Origin of the sequence: Mesobacillus stamsii, assembly GCF_030814065.1 — a bacterium.
GTDB lineage: Bacteria > Bacillota > Bacilli > Bacillales > Cytobacillaceae > Mesobacillus > Mesobacillus stamsii.
Map to the genome: position 1 here is coordinate 49,753 of NZ_JAUSUN010000021.1, position 13,687 is coordinate 63,439.

Consider the following 13,687-nt stretch of genomic DNA (forward strand, 5'->3'; position numbering starts at 1 on the left):
CAGCGTGATTTTTCTAGCTTCGCATAATAGGCGGCTGTGCGAACTCTTCAGCAAGCAGCTTTTCCTGGCTATTGCCATTTTGGGCAAGTGCATAAATTTTGGCAGCTTTGATATCGAGCTCGAGATCAGGACCTGAAAATGCGGATAACCTGGAGATAACTGGCAGGCTGAAATCCTTTTTCCTATAGTTCAAGTAGGCACGTCCTTTTTCAGTTGCTCCTAATAATCTCAAATAATCTGCCGTCCTTTTGGAGGTTTCCATTTGCTTCTTACGCGTATTGGTTAAAATATGTAGGCAAACTCTTTGCAGCCTGGTCCATGTATATCGTTTCGTTTTAATGGCTTCCATGAACTGTTGGAAGGTGTTAGCGGTTGACGCAGCGGCAATCAATCGATTTTCCAGTCCCTCTTCGACTTCATAGAACTCTTTAATCTCATCAGGACCGCATTGCATTAGCTTGTATTTTAATAACGGCCAGTAATTTTCCCATGAATGGAAGCCACCGTACTCCCTCTTGTACTGGATCAAATAGCTGTAGGTTGACTCGGGAACGTATTGCCTGATGGATTCCATTTCACCGGCAGCACCGAACAATGCCTTGCGGATGCTGGTCGCGCTGGCGATGGTGGCAGAAGCGAAGTACTCATCATGATAGCCGGAGCTTTTTCTCGTAATCGTCTGTGCCTCCATTGGACTCTCCTGTCTTAGGATCGCCTGCATGTAATGCATTCCCAAAATGTTATTTGGCTGAGAAAGATCAACGAAGTTTTCTGAGGGAAAAAGGGATTGAAATGCAAGCGCGATTGATTTAGGGTAGCTATTTCCTTCCGCTGAATATAGCCTGATTTTTTCCTGGAATCGATCATCGTTTTCTGCAAGGAAGGCAATCGTCCGTTTGAAAGCTTCCAGGTCACCTGATTCACTTCCGAAACAGAGTATGTCAGCCCCGGCTGCAGACAGGATAGAAACAGCTCCTTCAGCGAAAATTTCAGCATGCTGAGTCGCATACCGGTATGGTAGTTCAAACACAATATCTACACCGGCAGCAAGTGCCATCTTTGTCCTGGCCCATTTGGAGACTAGCGCAGGTTCCCCACGCTGAAGGAAATTCCCGCTCATTGCGGCGATAGCTATATCAGCATCGAATTGTTTTTTTGCCTGGTGGACATGGAACAGATGGCCATTATGGAAAGGATTATATTCAACGACAACGCCAACAGCTTTCATTCTTGTACCCCTTCGTGTTATGATGTATCTTGCATTGTTTGGAAGTTTAATTTATTGTATTTATGTAAATTATAGTGTAAAGAAAAAATATTGACAAATGATTACGCAAAGGGCTATAATTACTTTTGTTGCCTTGGGGTGATTTTATGAAATGGACAATAAGTCAGATACAAAAACATCGAAATAAGGACTTTCTAATTGACGAGTTTGTTCGAATGGACTCCATTATGGAAACAGAACCTACCATCCGAAAGGTATCTCCCATCCATCTAACCGGTAGGGCGGATATCAGTGCTACTAGAGTGACATTCCATATTCGGATTGATGGTCATCTGATCCTGCCTTGTTCACGGACACTGGTTGATGTAAAATATCCAATAGATGTGGAAACTACTGAAACTTTCATGCTAAACAGCTACGATTATGAGGCTGACGAGGAAGTTCATCAAGCAACAGGCGATGTCATTGATCTTGAACCAATCATTAGGGAGATATTACTGGTGGAAGTGCCCATCCAAGTATTCTGCGATGATAACACTGGTCAAGAAGGCGCACCCCAGTCAGGTAAGGGTTGGGAAGTAATCGAGGAACAGGAGAAATCCGAAAAACTTGATCCCCGGCTTGCCGGACTTGCAAAATTCTTTGAGGATTCCAAGGATTCCTCTGACTAACGAATGAAAAAAGAGCGTGGAGGTCCAGAAAAGGACTGGCCTTCATAAACTTTCTTATTCCTTTTAAGGAGGTGGGAAGAATGGCTGTACCATTTAGAAGAACATCTAAAACTGCGAAAAGAAAACGCCGTACTCATTTTAAATTACAAGTTCCGGGTATGGTAGCATGCCCTAACTGCGGTGAAATGAAACTTGCTCACCGTGTGTGCAAAGCTTGCGGAACATACAAAGGAAAAGAAGTTGTCAATGACTAATCTTCTTTCGAAAAAAGCACAGGATGCAGATGCATCCTGTGCTTTTTTGCATTATCGGAAATGTTACAATAGAGGGGCTAGTATGATACGAGGAGGGGAAAGATGGACTCTTACATAATTTCACAAGAAAGTATCGGAATACTGTGTTTTACGATCAACAGACCTGCCAAGAGAAATGCGATTAATTTTGAAATAATGGCAGGTCTGGAAAAAGCGATAGAAATGGCTTCTGACCCTGAAGTTAAAGTATTTGCCATTATAGGAGCAGGCGACGCTGCTTTTTGTTCGGGAGGGGACCTGGTTGCCTTTCACCAATTGAAGACGGAGGAACAGGCGTATGGAATGCTATCGCGGATGGCGGAGATTTTATATAAGCTGCTGACACTGCCTAAACCAACCATTGCAATTCTCAATGGTACAGCTGTTGGAGGAGGTTGTGAAATAGCTGCAGCCTGCGATTTCAGGATCGGTAAGGCGGGAATAAAAGCCGGTTTTGTCCAGGGAAACCTGGCGATCACCACTGGCTGGGGAGGAGGCTCTATCCTTTTGGAAAAGCTTCCTCATGCTGCAATGAAAATGCTTATGGATGCAAAAATTCATACTGCAGAAGAACTCTTTGAACTTGGATTTTTGCATGATATTTATATGGAAGACCCTATTGATGCTTGTCGCATGTTCATGAAAGAAAGCTTAAAAAAAGAGACAACTGTACTAGCAGCTTATAAATCATTAATGAATAAAAAATGGGAGCTATTAGCAATGAGAGAGAGGATGGCAGCAGAAGCGAAAAGATGCGCTGTGTTATGGGAAGATGAAGCCCATAACAAAAAAGTGGATGAATTCATCAGCAAAAAAAAATAATATTGGCTGATATATCATTCTATCTTTCCTATTAGAGGCATAAGAATGAATAAAAACAATAGGAGGGATTTTCTGATGCCACTAACCCGTCAGGATGCCTGGTCACAGGACGAAGACTTATTGCTTGCTGAAGTAGTATTGCGCAATATCCGCGAAGGCGGCACGCAATTGAAAGCTTTTGAGGAAGTTGGAAAACAGCTGTCAAGAACGGCCGCCGCCTGTGGTTTTCGCTGGAATTCTTATGTGAGGAAGCAATATAAATCGGGAATTGAACTAGCTAAAAAGCAGCGAAAGGAAGCAAACAAGCAAGGAAAAGAACAGGGAATAACGGGAGCTGCTCAAACACAGGCTAAGGCAAACGATGCACCTGACATGGTTCAAGAAAAACAGAAAAAGGATGTAAATTTAAGTATGGAAGCAGTAAAACAGTATCTTGATGAGCTCTACCAAAAAGCGGGAACCCTTAACAGTCAAGATGATCAGCAAGAAAAAATTCATAGCCTAGAAAAGCAAATCTATTACTTGTCTGCAGAAAATGAAAAATTAGAGACAAAGCTGAAATCGATGGAAGAGGACTATCGTGCTCTGATTGATATTATGGAGCGAGCCAAAAAAAGAGTCGGTTCAAAGGACGAAGAAAAACAGCAGAAAATGAATTTTCAAGTGGAGGGAAAGGGAAACCTGGAAAAGGTTGAAAAATAAATAATAAGTCGCCTGCCAGAACTGGCAGGCGCTATTAATTTAGAATGGCTAGACTTGTTCTGTTACACCGGCAGGATACCAGACAAGCGGATTTTCACCGCGGTCTCTTTCCACATCGTAATGAACAGGGGTAAAGCCCATCTTTTCCCAGAATTCTTGAGATTTTATCCGAGGATTTGTCTTAATTGGCAGGCCAAGGCTTTTTGCAAATTCAACGAGTGCTGTGCCATAACCATTTCCCTGGTAATCCGGCAATACCTCCAGCTTCCAGAGCTCCAAATAATCCTGAGAAGGCTCAAAGTAGCGGTCAAACTGTTTCTTTACCTGATATAAGCTCATGCGCGCGACAAGTTTGTCGCCGAAATAAATACCGTAGAACGGCGAATCGCTATCATTTTCTACGATATTCGCTTCCAGATCCTCCAGCATGGACAGCTCCTGGTGCCCATACTCCTTGAATTTCTTAAATTCTTCTAATGTCTTATAATTAATTTTAAGTTTCTCTACTTTCACCATGAACACTCCCCTGCCTAGCCGCCGATCATCCATAATTTCTAATCTGAATTTGGCAGCTGGATTTTTACATTTGTTATTATTATATTATAAAAACATGAAAAATTCTGCATTTAAATATTAGAAAGTGATTCTATTTTTTGCGGGATCGATTGCTTCAAATTATCTCCGTTTTATTAAGATAAGTATAAATTCACTTCAAAGAATGGTCCAGCTTCAGCGCCTAGGAGTCTGTCCGATAAAAATTATTTAGCGTATAATTATGCCAGAATGCTTCCTATTCATCCGTTTTATTGTATAAAAACATTCATTTTGAATAAAAATACGTGGATTTCACTCCGTCGAACAGACTCCTAGCCCCTCGAGTCGCTTTTCTAGCTGCGGCTCCTAACTCCTCGAGACGATTCGGTCCTGCCAATGAAGTCAAAGAACGACTTCACTGTCAGGCCCTCCGAGGCACAGGATGTGCTAGACCCGCCAGCCACAGGACGAGGCGTTCTAGGCGGGCAGCGCTTGTTGGAGTTGACCAAGGTGCTTGCGCTTTTCTTATAATATCAGAATTTATATGCTTACCCTTTTTTGTAATTGCGGGAAAATCGAGACATGGAGCCAAATGTTTTTTAAACGAATCTTTTTTGTTGATAGACACGAAGGCGAAAAACGTTTCGAGGAGTTAGCGGCAAACGGCTTGCCTAAGCGTTGGGCTATATGCTGGTGCTGGACAAATTTATTTTGACAGGTTTGGGGGTGTAGAGCGAAAAGTTGTCAAGAAAGCCCCGTTATTTTGACAGGTTTGAGGGTGTAGAGCGGAAAGTTGTCAAGAAAGCCCCGTTATTTTGACAGGTTTGAGGGTGTAGAGCGGAAAGTTGTCAAGAAAGTCCTGTTATTTCGACAGGTTTGAGGGTGTAGAGCGAAAAGTTGTCAAGAAAGCCCCGTTATTTTGACAGGTTTGAGGGTGTAGAGCGGAAAGTTGTCAAGAAAACCCCGTTATTTTGACAGGTTTGAGGGTAGCGAGCGAAAAGTTGTCAAGAAAACCCCGTTATTTTGACAGGTTTGAGGGTAGCGAGCGAAAAGTTGTCAAGAAAGCCCCGCTATTTTGACAGGTTCTATGTTCTTATCAAAAAAACCGATCCTGTGAAGGTTTGGGGTGAAATTATTTATTTGGATGGTGATAGGCTCGGTTGCTATCGGAATAGGTTTGAGCGAAGCGAGGAGGAGACTCCCCTGTTGCTCCGCGGAAAGCGAGTTTCTGGAGTGAAAATCGATTATCAGCCTAAACCAAAAAAGGACCGGACGGTTTTTGCCCGGTTTTTCGTATGAAAAATCGGTATTCCTTTCTTCCATTGACGTCTTTGTTTCTGCTAAAATAGGACTAAAGATGTAACGGTTGCTTCCTATGTGATTGATTTTTAAGTGGTACACAATATAGAGGAGTGCAAGCACGTTCAATGAGGGGATTTTTATGAAGATAGCGATAATTGGCGGCGGTTCATTAGGTTTACTATTTTCCTACTACCTTGGATTTCAAAACGAAGTTTGCATTTACACGCGGACAAAGGAGCAGGCAGACGAGATCACGAAAAACGGACTGCATCTTATAAAAGACGGCATAGCTCTGCAGCCGCTGAAAATTGCCGCTGCTGGCATCCAAGATTGGAGAGGAAAAGAACAGGTAACGATAGTGGCTGTGAAACAATACCAGCTTTCTGGACTAATGGAGGAACTGAAGGCAAATGTGGAAGATAGTATTCTATTCCTGCAAAACGGCTACAGTCATATTGAGATGATCTCGGAGATCCAGGCGCAGAATATTTTTGTGGGATCGGTCGAACATGGAGTTGTTAGGGTAAACGACTACACTGTTCAGCACAATGGCAGCGGAGTCACCAGAACAGCAGTTTTCCGAGGAGAATCCCATCTTCTCAGAGAACTAGCAAAGAATGCTCCTGCCGACTTTCCAGTTCTATTGGAACCAGATTATAATGAGATGCTTATCAAAAAATTGGTGGTTAACGCAGTCATCAATCCGTTGACTTCCGTTCTGCAAGTCAGGAATGGTGAACTGGTCGATAATCCTTTTTACTTTGAAATCTTCAAGCAACTTTTTTTAGAATGTGCCCTTGTCCTTGGCCTCGACCAGGAGGAAGTTTACCTTCAAAATCTGATAACAGTATGTAAAAAAACGGAATACAACCATTCCTCAATGTATAAGGATATGGAAAATGGCAGACCGACTGAGATTGACGCTATCCTCGGCTACTTGCTCGAATTATCAAAAAATAAAAAGATGAAAGCTCCATTAATACATAACTATTATCATTGCATCAAGGGGAAGGAACAAGAAAGGGAGGGAGGATGATGTCTGAATTCTTCTCTGTAATTGTCGCCATATTGATTACAGTGCCAATCGTTGGCTATCTCGCTGTTTTCATCATCACTAAGCAAATCACTGGAAACCATCGTCTGTCTGTCAATCTAGCTATTGATTTCAGCACGTTATTGCTTGTACTGTCTGTTCATTTTTTGATTGTTACGATTTGGGGAAAATCGTATTTTTGGCTTTTATTGATTATTTTGTTTGGTTTGGCGGCCATTTTTGTCTGGCTTCATTGGCAATATAAACAGGAGATTGTTCTGTCAAAAGTTTTTAAAGGGTTTTGGCGATTGAATTTTCTGCTTTTTAGTTCAGCCTATATCATTCTTGTGTTAGTTGGATTATATAAGCGACTGATATTCTTGTTTGCTTGACTTGATGTTGGACCGAATGTTTAGTGGTCCAACATTTGTTGTTTCTTCGGAAAATAGCTTAAGTTAGTTGCGGAGGAATGTTAGAAATTTCGGAAGGCAAAGTTTTTTCATTTCATTTCAAACAATGCTATACTCATTACAGTGAAAATTGTTAACGAGAAAGGAAGTACAGATTAATGGAGATGTTGAATCTCTCACTTCCGGCCGCGAACCGGTTTGCGACAGATTACCTTGCTGGGAACCCTGAACTTCAACGGTTCTTTCATTATCCTTATACGGATGCGAATTCATACGTTCATCGGCTGGATGAATTGAAAAATAGAAGCTTTATGAGGCAGGAAATTGCTGATCATATTCAAAATCTGATGTCACGTTACCCAGAGTCTGATCGAATTGCTGAGAATATCGAGAAGCTCAGGAAAGAAAACAGCGTTGCCGTCATTGGCGGCCAGCAGGCTGGTATCCTGACAGGACCGCTCTATACGATTCATAAAGTGATTTCTATTATTAAGCTTGCTGAACAAAAAGAGCAGGAACTTGGCGTCCCAGTCGTCCCGGTATTTTGGATTGCCGGAGAAGATCATGACTACCATGAAGTCAATCATGTATACATCATGAAGGACAACAGGCAGGAGAAGTGGATCTACCCGGAAAAAAGTCTTGAGAAACAGATGATTTCCGAAGTGTGTATCAACCGTGATTTGTGTTATTCCTGGGTGGAGGAAATCATCGAAACTTACGGCGAAACAAAATACACGAAAGAAATATTAGCCTTTGCGATGGAATCATTGAAGAAAGCCGAATCGTTCGTGGACTTTTTTGCTACCATCATAATGGAGCTTTTCAAGGACTCAGGTCTGTTGATTGTTGACTCCGGAAATAAAGACTTGCGGAAGCTTGAAAAAGAGTACTTTATCAAACAAATTAAAAATCATCGTGAAATTACTTCTGCGGTCCTTGATCAACAGGAAAATACGAAGGCAGCTGGCTTTGCTAAAATGATAGAAATCAATGAAAATACTGCTAACCTGTTCTTTTATGATGAACGGGAAAATCAGCGGATTTTGCTTCAATTCGACCCTGAAAGTAGAAAATTTGCAGGAAAAAACGGCGAAGTCAGCTTTACATATGATGAATTGATGGAGATTGCGAGTGAGTTTCCGGAAAAACTCAGCAATAATGTCGTTACCCGTCCGATAATGCAAGAATTGCTTTTCCCAACAATTGCTTTCATTGGAGGTCCTGGAGAAATCGCCTACTGGGCAGAGCTAAAGCTTGTTTTCGAGCATTTTGGTCTCAAAATGCCTCCGCTTGTCCCAAGATTGAATATCACCTTATTGGAAAGGGCGATCGAATCGGATCTTGATGAATTGAATCTGGACTTGAAAGAAGTGTTGATTTCAGGCACAAGCGGACATGAACTGGAGTTCATCGATGCACTGAAGGATCGGGAAATAGAGGAGTTATTTGCTCAGGTGAAGAGCATGCTGGCAGGTCAATATCAACTTATCCGTGAAAAATCAAACGAAATCGATCCGGTATTAATGCCGATGCTGCAAAAGAATGAATCGATTTTGCTGAATCAAATCACCTTAATGGAAGATAAAATCAAAGAGGCAATTTTCCGCAAGCACGATCATATTCTAAAAAAGTTTTCAAGAGTAGAGAACGCGCTGAGACCTGGCGGGGCGCCTCAGGAAAGAGTCTGGAATCCATTCTACTATCTAAACAAATATGGATTGGATCTTGTACCTGAATTAGCAAAGCTGGATTATCAGTTCGATGGTACCCATAAAATCATAAAATTGTAAAATTAGCGCTCCATCCTTTCCGGATGGAGCTTATTTTTTTATAGAAAGAAAAGGATTTCGTGTTTGCATAGAGAATATTTAAAATACGGTGGTGAAAAGTGGGGGAATGTGGTACATTATATTTAGAAAGTGGGGGTAGTGGCATGTTCATGGGTGAATACCATCACAATGTTGATAGCAAAGGCCGATTGATCATCCCTGCCAAGGTCCGTGAACACCTGGGTGAAATGTTCATTCTTACCCGTGGGCTTGACCAGTGTTTATTTGGCTATCCCGTTTCTGAATGGTCAGTGATTGAGGAAAAGTTAAAAGGGCTTCCGCTGACGAAAAAAGATGCACGTGCATTTACCCGATTTTTCTTTTCGGGTGCTACCGAGAGTGAAATTGACAAACAGGGGAGAGTCAATATTCCTTCCCCGTTGATGCATTACGCCAAGCTTGAGAAAGAATGTGTGATTTTAGGTGTTTCCAGTCGAATTGAAATTTGGAGCAAAGCCATCTGGGAAGAATATTTCGCAGAATCTGAGGAATCTTTTGCTGAAATTGCGGAAAATATGATTGGATTTGATATTTAAGGGTAACATTATTCTGATATAATATTACCTGCTCCTCGATTGGAAAGGTGGATTTTAATGTTCAAACATACAACAGTGTTATTGGAAGAAACAGTAGACGGGCTCGATATCAAGCCTGACGGTACATACGTGGATTGCACTCTCGGTGGCGCAGGCCACAGTGAATTGATTTTGTCCAAGCTATCAGAAAATGGTAAGCTATACGCGTTTGACCAGGACGATGTCGCCATTGCAAATGCGAAAGAGAAGCTTGCTCCGTATGGGGACAGACTGACAATCATTAAAAGCAACTTTCTTCACCTAAAGGACGAGCTTGAAAACCAAGGGATAATGGAAGTGGATGGGATCCTTTACGATCTCGGAGTCTCTTCTCCCCAGCTTGACACGCCAGAGCGTGGCTTTAGTTATCATCATGATGCCCCGCTTGATATGCGGATGGACCAGGATGCGCCATTATCTGCTTATCATGTAATAAATGAGTGGCCCTATGAGAAATTGGTCAAAATCTTTTTTCAGTACGGGGAAGAAAAATTTTCAAAACAAATTGCAAGAAAGATTGAAGCTGCGCGCGAAAATGCTCCTATTAAAACTACTAGTGAGCTTGTTGAGTTGATCAAGGATGCGATACCAGCACCTGCCAGAAGAAAAGGCGGTCACCCGGCGAAAAGAGTTTTCCAAGCTGTGAGAATCGCTGTTAACGATGAACTTCGTGTCTTTGAAAAATCACTGGAACAGGCAATCGAACTTCTTTCCGTAGGAGGAAGAATCAGTGTTATCACCTTCCATTCACTTGAAGACAGGATTTGTAAGGTTACCTTAAAAAAAGCTAGTGAAACACCATCGCTTCCACATGGACTGCCGATCATTCCGGATGAGTTTCAACCTAAATTGAAGCTGATTACCAGAAAACCAATTCTTCCGTCCGAGGAAGAGCTGGAATTCAACAACCGGGCAAGATCTGCGAAACTGCGGATCGCTGAAAAAGTAAAAATGTAAATTATGCCTAAAAAATTTCAGGAGGGGAAAAAATGAGCAATCTGGCTAGAAAATTGCAGCAAGAACAACAGCAGCAAACGGTTCAGGTACCGGCAAAAGCGCCGGAAAAACGTCATTCGATACTTACGCCCGGCGAAAAATTTCTGATGTTTGTGTTCGGGGTAACTGTTTGCTTCGGCGCAACATTCATGGTTTCAAAACAGGCAGCTATTTACGAAGTCAACAAAGAAATCCAACTAGTTGAAGGCAATATTCAGAAACAGCAAAAGATTAATAGTGATCTTGAAAACCAGATTAGCGAATTAAGTACCTATGAAAGAATCAAACAGGTGACAGAAAAGCTCGGTCTAACATTGAATGAAAACAATGTTAAAGGTGTGGAAAACTGATGGGCAAGAAACAGCCAAATATGAATGCAGGAGCAGCGGTATTATTCGTAATATTTAGCCTGCTCTTTTTTATCTTGTTATTCAGGTTTGTCTCCATCCAGGTCACAGGTGAAGTTCATGGACAAGCACTGGCAGCAAGAGCACAGCAAAAATATTCCAATGAAAAAGTGATTGAGGCTGTCAGGGGGACGATTTTTGACCGCAAAGGCGAAGTAGTTGCAGAAGACACCACTTCCTATACGCTGGTCGCCATCCTTGATGAATCGGTTACAACAAATAAAAATAAGCCACAACACGTAAAGGATCCGGAGAAAACAGCCGCTGTACTGGCGAAGTATCTTGATATGAGCGAATCTGATATCTACAAGCGGTTAACAAAAGAAGGGGCATGGCAGGTTGAATTTGGAAATGCCGGCCGGGATATTTCTTATAAAACGAAACAGGAGATGGAAGCAGAAAAGCTTCCAGGAATAACTTTTTTACAAGATTCAAAACGGTTTTACCCGAACGGTATATTTTCATCTCACTTGGTAGGCTTTGTCGAAAAGAAAGAAATAGATGATCAGAAGTCAATTTCCGTTGGAAAACTTGGCATTGAGGAAGCGATGAACGAGGAATTGACTGGTGAGAACGGTTCGATTAACTTCAAAAGTGACTTATGGGGATTGCTGCTTCCTGATGCGGAAGAAAAAATTACTCCGGCAAAAGATGGCGATGATATTTATTTAACGATTGATAAGAAAATCCAAACATTTGCTGAAGATGCTGTCGAGCGGGTGGATAAAGAATATCAGCCGAAAAAAATTCTCGTGGTGGTTGCTGACCCGAAAACAGGTGATATCCTTGCGATGGCACAACGGCCAAGCTTCCACCCGTCCACTAGAGAAGGTTTGGATCAGAGCTGGCATAATGAGATTGTAGAAACACCGATTGAGCCAGGCTCGACGATGAAAATATTCACGCTTGCAGCGGCAATTGAGGAAAACAAATGGAATCCAAATGAGAAGTATAAGTCTGGGTCCTATAACGTAACGGAAAACTCGGTGCCCATCGGAGATCACAACAACCGCCAGGGGTGGGGGATGATTTCTTATCTAGAAGGGATACAGCGGTCTTCCAATGTTGCAGCTGCTAAGCTTGTCAATGAGAAAATTGGTACTGATAAGTTTCGTGAATACTTGACTGATTTTGGCTTTGACGAGCCAACTGGCATTGACCTCCCAAACGAAGCTGTAGGAAAAATCCAGTATCAATATCCAGTTGAAAAAGTGACGGTTGCTTATGGCCAGGGATCGACGTTTACCCCGATCCAGTTAATTCAGGCTGCCACCGCGGTAGCAAACGATGGGAAAATGATGAAACCGCGGGTAATTGATAAGATCGTTGATCCAAATACTGGAAAAGTCATTAATCAGCAAAAGCCTGAGACTGTGGGCCAGCCGATCTCAGCTGCGACAGCAAAGGAAGTAAGAGACGTATTAGGCACGGTGATAACAGGGGAACATGGAACTGGGAAATCTTATGCCATCGATGGATATGAAGTTGCTGGAAAAACGGGAACAGCCAATATTACGGAAAACGGAAAATATTTAAGCGGCGAAAGTAATTACTTGTTTTCGTTTCTTGGCATGGCTCCAAAGGACGATCCTAAGCTGATTGTCTATGTCGCTGTCCAGCAGCCAAATATTGACCAATACTATAAAGGTTCCATTCCTACATCCATGATCTTTAAGTCTGTTATGCAAAGTAGCCTTCAATATTTAAATATCAAACCTGCCACTAGGGAGAAAGCTGATTCCAGTCCAATTCCGGATGTAACAGGAATGGAACCAGGAGAAGCGAAGACGTTGCTAGAGTCGAAAGGATTTCAGACTGTAGTCATTGGAGATGGGAATAAGGTGCAGAATCAATTGCCAGGTGGCGATATTGTAGCTCTTGAAGGCGAAAAAATCATCGTGAAAACTTCGGGTGCTATGACCTATCCTGACATGACAGACTGGTCGCTAAGGGATGTCATGAAGCTTGCCCAGCTAACCGGGGTTAAGTTGAATAAAGCCGGGAGCGGATATGTAACAAGTCAGAGCCTAAAACCTGGTTTGCCGATCAAGGAAGGCGAAAACCTTATTGTTCAGCTCGAAACGCCGCTGCAGCAATTCGAAAAATCTTTAAAAAAACCAGAAAAAACAGAGGAAGTTGGCGGCTAAGCCAGTCCTCTGTTTTTTCATGATAAAAAAGAAAGGCTAACGACTAACATTTTAACGGATTTCCGAAAGAAGTCTCCCATCCTCAAGGAATGGGAAGGGCTAAAGCCCAATGAGTAGGTGGGAGATGAATTTTGGTTGGCTTTAGCCAAAGGTTTGGGTATAATCAGTCTTAGATAGAATAAAATTGATTTATCATTGAAATTAGACAGTAATAATCATTCAGTATTCTTGATGTATTATCATCTTGTACTGGTTGTAAAATATCGCAAACAAGTGTTTGACACTGAGGATATTTTCCGCTTATCAGAAAAAAGCTACGGAAAGAAATGTTCTGGTCAAGGAGTTTCTTCCTGCTTACAACAGGCGGTGCTCCAATTGATGCCATCAAAAAATAGATTGAAAACCAAGGTCAAAAGTGAGGTGAATGGATATGACCAAACAAAACAAAGCTTTCAAATTTCGATTGTTGCCAAACAAAGAACAAGCCTTATTTTTAGCCAAAACTTTCGGTTGTGTTCGTTTTGTCTATAACAAGATGTTAGCTGAACGCAAGGACACTTATGAAAAATTCAAAGACGATAAAGAAGCACTTAAAAAGCAAAAGTTTCCGACTCCTGCCAAATACAAAGATGAATTTCCGTTTCTAAAAGAAGTGGATTCGCTAGCTTTAGCGAACGCACAAATCAATTTGCAGACGGCTTATAAGAATTTCTTTGAAGGAAATGCAGAATTTCC

General features: G+C 41.9%; 14 protein-coding genes and 1 pseudogene. 13 read left to right on the forward strand and 2 right to left on the reverse strand.

Annotation, left to right across the window (positions count from 1 at the left end; genetic code table 11):
* Positions 1–13: 13 nt before the first annotated feature.
* Positions 14–1,228, reverse strand: coding sequence for a nucleotidyltransferase (locus J2S25_RS14965; RefSeq protein WP_307192285.1), 1,215 nt, complete (start codon positions 1,226–1,228; stop codon positions 14–16).
* Between the two features lie 146 nt (positions 1,229–1,374).
* Between J2S25_RS14965 and J2S25_RS14970 the strand changes: the two genes are divergently transcribed.
* The 4 genes from J2S25_RS14970 to J2S25_RS14985 all read left to right on the forward strand — a co-directional run bounded on the left by J2S25_RS14970 (position 1,375) and on the right by J2S25_RS14985 (position 3,716).
* Positions 1,375–1,899, forward strand: coding sequence for a YceD family protein (locus J2S25_RS14970; RefSeq protein ID WP_044394835.1), 525 nt, complete (start codon positions 1,375–1,377; stop codon positions 1,897–1,899).
* An 80-nt stretch (positions 1,900–1,979) separates the two neighbouring features.
* Positions 1,980–2,153 carry a 50S ribosomal protein L32 gene (gene rpmF / locus J2S25_RS14975; protein WP_023615018.1) on the forward strand — a complete coding sequence of 58 codons (174 nt, stop codon included), beginning with the start codon at positions 1,980–1,982 and terminating at the stop codon, positions 2,151–2,153.
* A gap of 102 nt (positions 2,154–2,255) precedes the next feature.
* Complete coding sequence (locus J2S25_RS14980; protein ID WP_044394838.1) at positions 2,256–3,014, forward strand: enoyl-CoA hydratase/isomerase family protein; 759 nt, start codon at positions 2,256–2,258, stop codon at positions 3,012–3,014.
* A 75-nt stretch (positions 3,015–3,089) separates the two neighbouring features.
* Complete coding sequence (locus J2S25_RS14985) at positions 3,090–3,716, forward strand: RsfA family transcriptional regulator (protein WP_044394840.1); 627 nt, start codon at positions 3,090–3,092, stop codon at positions 3,714–3,716.
* A gap of 48 nt (positions 3,717–3,764) precedes the next feature.
* Here J2S25_RS14985 and J2S25_RS14990 read toward each other — a convergent pair whose 3' ends face one another.
* Positions 3,765–4,232: an N-acetyltransferase gene (locus J2S25_RS14990; RefSeq protein WP_044394842.1), complete on the reverse strand. Its 468-nt coding sequence runs from the start codon at positions 4,230–4,232 to the stop codon at positions 3,765–3,767.
* Positions 4,233–5,691: 1,459 nt separating this feature from the next.
* On the opposite strand from J2S25_RS14990, the gene J2S25_RS14995 reads away from it, so the two are divergent.
* The 9 genes and pseudogenes from J2S25_RS14995 to J2S25_RS15035 form a co-directional block, all read left to right on the forward strand.
* Positions 5,692–6,588 (forward strand): 2-dehydropantoate 2-reductase, encoded by an 897-nt coding sequence (locus J2S25_RS14995; protein ID WP_307192286.1) that lies wholly within the window; start codon positions 5,692–5,694, stop codon positions 6,586–6,588.
* Positions 6,585–6,977 (forward strand): DUF3397 domain-containing protein, encoded by a 393-nt coding sequence (locus tag J2S25_RS15000; protein WP_307192287.1) that lies wholly within the window; start codon positions 6,585–6,587, stop codon positions 6,975–6,977. Before J2S25_RS14995 ends, J2S25_RS15000 begins: the two co-directional genes overlap by 4 nt.
* A 176-nt stretch (positions 6,978–7,153) precedes the next feature.
* Positions 7,154–8,788 (forward strand): bacillithiol biosynthesis cysteine-adding enzyme BshC, encoded by a 1,635-nt coding sequence (bshC, locus tag J2S25_RS15005; protein ID WP_307192288.1) that lies wholly within the window; start codon positions 7,154–7,156, stop codon positions 8,786–8,788.
* A 143-nt stretch (positions 8,789–8,931) separates the two neighbouring features.
* A complete protein-coding gene (mraZ, locus tag J2S25_RS15010; RefSeq protein WP_044394850.1) occupies positions 8,932–9,363 on the forward strand; it encodes a division/cell wall cluster transcriptional repressor MraZ in 432 nt (143 codons plus the stop codon).
* 57 nt (positions 9,364–9,420) lie between these two features.
* On the forward strand, positions 9,421–10,359 hold the full coding sequence (gene rsmH, locus J2S25_RS15015; RefSeq protein ID WP_044394852.1) for a 16S rRNA (cytosine(1402)-N(4))-methyltransferase RsmH: 939 nt from the start codon (positions 9,421–9,423) through the stop codon (positions 10,357–10,359).
* 32 nt (positions 10,360–10,391) lie between these two features.
* Entirely contained in the window at positions 10,392–10,748 is a 357-nt protein-coding gene (gene ftsL / locus J2S25_RS15020) for a cell division protein FtsL (RefSeq protein WP_044394854.1), read from the forward strand.
* Complete coding sequence (locus J2S25_RS15025; protein WP_307192289.1) at positions 10,748–12,952, forward strand: penicillin-binding protein; 2,205 nt, start codon at positions 10,748–10,750, stop codon at positions 12,950–12,952. The genes ftsL and J2S25_RS15025 overlap by 1 nt, the downstream gene beginning before the upstream one ends.
* 195 nt (positions 12,953–13,147) lie before the next feature.
* Positions 13,148–13,347: pseudogene (locus tag J2S25_RS15030) on the forward strand (transposase).
* Between the two features lie 35 nt (positions 13,348–13,382).
* A partial coding sequence (locus J2S25_RS15035; RefSeq protein WP_307192290.1) for a helix-turn-helix domain-containing protein occupies positions 13,383–13,687 on the forward strand: 305 nt, incomplete at its 3' end.

What these genes read in the sequence shown, in the direction of transcription:
- J2S25_RS14995 (WP_307192286.1), top strand. Translation starts at nt 5,692, where the DNA reads ATGAAGATAGCGATAATTGGCGGCGGTTCATTAGGTTTACTATTTTCC.
- ftsL (WP_044394854.1), top strand. Translation starts at nt 10,392, where the DNA reads ATGAGCAATCTGGCTAGAAAATTGCAGCAAGAACAACAGCAGCAAACG.
- J2S25_RS14980 (WP_044394838.1), top strand. Translation starts at nt 2,256, where the DNA reads ATGGACTCTTACATAATTTCACAAGAAAGTATCGGAATACTGTGTTTT.
- bshC (WP_307192288.1), top strand. Translation starts at nt 7,154, where the DNA reads ATGGAGATGTTGAATCTCTCACTTCCGGCCGCGAACCGGTTTGCGACA.
- J2S25_RS14970 (WP_044394835.1), top strand. Translation starts at nt 1,375, where the DNA reads ATGAAATGGACAATAAGTCAGATACAAAAACATCGAAATAAGGACTTT.
- mraZ (WP_044394850.1), top strand. Translation starts at nt 8,932, where the DNA reads ATGTTCATGGGTGAATACCATCACAATGTTGATAGCAAAGGCCGATTG.
- rpmF (WP_023615018.1), top strand. Translation starts at nt 1,980, where the DNA reads ATGGCTGTACCATTTAGAAGAACATCTAAAACTGCGAAAAGAAAACGC.
- J2S25_RS14985 (WP_044394840.1), top strand. Translation starts at nt 3,090, where the DNA reads ATGCCACTAACCCGTCAGGATGCCTGGTCACAGGACGAAGACTTATTG.
- rsmH (WP_044394852.1), top strand. Translation starts at nt 9,421, where the DNA reads ATGTTCAAACATACAACAGTGTTATTGGAAGAAACAGTAGACGGGCTC.
- J2S25_RS14965 (WP_307192285.1), bottom strand. Translation starts at nt 1,228, where the DNA reads ATGAAAGCTGTTGGCGTTGTCGTTGAATATAATCCTTTCCATAATGGC.
- J2S25_RS14990 (WP_044394842.1), bottom strand. Translation starts at nt 4,232, where the DNA reads ATGGTGAAAGTAGAGAAACTTAAAATTAATTATAAGACATTAGAAGAA.
- J2S25_RS15025 (WP_307192289.1), top strand. Translation starts at nt 10,748, where the DNA reads ATGGGCAAGAAACAGCCAAATATGAATGCAGGAGCAGCGGTATTATTC.
- J2S25_RS15000 (WP_307192287.1), top strand. Translation starts at nt 6,585, where the DNA reads ATGATGTCTGAATTCTTCTCTGTAATTGTCGCCATATTGATTACAGTG.